Source organism: Sandarakinorhabdus sp. (assembly GCF_032115815.1).
Classification (GTDB): Bacteria; Pseudomonadota; Alphaproteobacteria; order Sphingomonadales; family Sphingomonadaceae; genus Sandarakinorhabdus.
Genome location: NZ_JAUMBI010000117.1, coordinates 822 through 2,444 on the forward strand (window position 1 = coordinate 822; position 1,623 = coordinate 2,444).

1 protein-coding gene and 1 pseudogene are annotated in these 1,623 nt (G+C 65.1%); one reads left to right on the forward strand and one right to left on the reverse strand.

Going from position 1 to position 1,623, the window contains the following annotated elements:
* A pseudogene (locus RT662_RS07135) lies at positions 1-545 on the reverse strand (phosphoglucosamine mutase); the annotation flags it as partial.
* A gap of 46 nt (positions 546-591) precedes the next feature.
* Here RT662_RS07135 and RT662_RS07140 point away from each other — a divergent pair.
* Positions 592-1,584, forward strand: a complete 993-nt coding sequence (locus tag RT662_RS07140) for an aldo/keto reductase (protein WP_313670019.1) — start codon at positions 592-594, stop codon at positions 1,582-1,584.
* The last annotated feature ends 39 nt before the right edge of the window (positions 1,585-1,623 follow it).

Genomic DNA, 1,623 nt, shown 5'->3' on the forward strand with positions numbered 1-1,623 from the left:
ACGATCTTCAGCCCATCAAGGCGCAGATGTTCGGGAAAGGTCGCCTTGGCAAAATGGATATAGCGCCCCTGCGCGTCGTCGATCCGCCGCGCCCGGCCAATGGCGCGCGGTTCGGCCAGCGGAATCTCCTCTTCCAGCATCGCCTCGATGGCGGCTTCATCGGCATCCGAAAGCTTGTAGCCATCGGGGCCGAACAGCTTGATGCCATTGTCGTGGAACGGATTGTGGCTGGCGGAGATCATCACTCCCAGATCAGCCCGCATCGATCGTGTGAGCATGGCCACCGCCGGGGTGGGCATCGGGCCCAGCAACGTCACGTCCATGCCGACACTGGTAAAGCCGGCGACCAGCGCCGATTCCATCATGTAGCCTGAAAGCCGCGTATCCTTGCCGATCACGACGCGATGCTTGTGGCTCCCCCGCAGGAAATGCCGCCCGGCGGCCTGGCCCACCTTCATGGCGATGGCGGCCGTCATCGGCGGCGTATTGGTCAGGCCACGAATACCATCGGTGCCGAAATAACGGCGGGTTTGCTTGCTGCTCATGGCCGCAATCTCTAGCCTGTGATGCGAACCAAAGAAAGGATGCGGCATGCAACGGCGCAACATCGGCCCATTGAGTGTTTCCGCCATCGGGCTGGGCTGCATGGGCATGGCCGGCACCGCGGGCCAGGCCGCCATGTATGGCCCGGTGGATCGCGCCGAAGCCATCGCCACCATCCACCACGCATTGAATATCGGCATCAACTTCTTCGACACCGCCGAAATCTATGGCCCGTTTGCCAATGAGGAGCTGGTCGCCGAAGCCCTTGCCGGCCGCCGCCACCAGGTCGTGATCGCCACCAAGTTCGGTTTTGCAATCGAAAATGGCCGCATGGCCGGCGTCAACAGCCGGCCCGCCCATATCCGCGCCGTGTGCGAGGCGTCGTTGAATCGCCTGAACACCGACGTGATCGACCTGTTCTACCAGCACCGCGTCGATCCTGCCGTGCCAATCGAGGATGTGGTCGGGACGCTGGCGGACCTGGTGAAGGAGGGCAAGATCCGCACCATCGGCCTGTCCGAATGCTCCGCCGCCACCCTGCGCCGCGCCTGCGCCGTTGCCCCCATCGCCGCCCTGCAAAGCGAATGGAGCCTGTGGGAACGCGACGTGGAGGCCGAAATCGCGCCCACCGCCCGCGAACTTGGCGTCACTTTCGTGCCCTATTCCCCGCTGGGCCGCGGTTTCCTCACCGGCAGCGTGCCGCGCGCTGAAGACCTGCCCGACGGTGATTATCGCAAGGCCGATCCGCGCTATCAGGGCGAGAATTACGACGCCAACATGGCCGCCGTCGCCGTGGTGCAGGCCATCGCCACCGCCCACAGCGCCAGCCCGGCCCAAGTGGCCATTGCCTGGCTGCTGGCAAAAGGGCCGGACGTCGTGCCCATCCCCGGCTGCAAGCGCCGCACCACCCTGATCGACACCGCCGGCGCCGCCGCGCTCAGCCTGTCAGCGGACGACATCGCTGCCCTCGATACTGCCCTGCCCCACACCGCCGGCCTGCGCTATGGCAGCAAGGCCGCACTGGCGATGACACGACTGTAAGAACGTCACTGGCGGAATTCGGCCATCGTCTTCACGCGG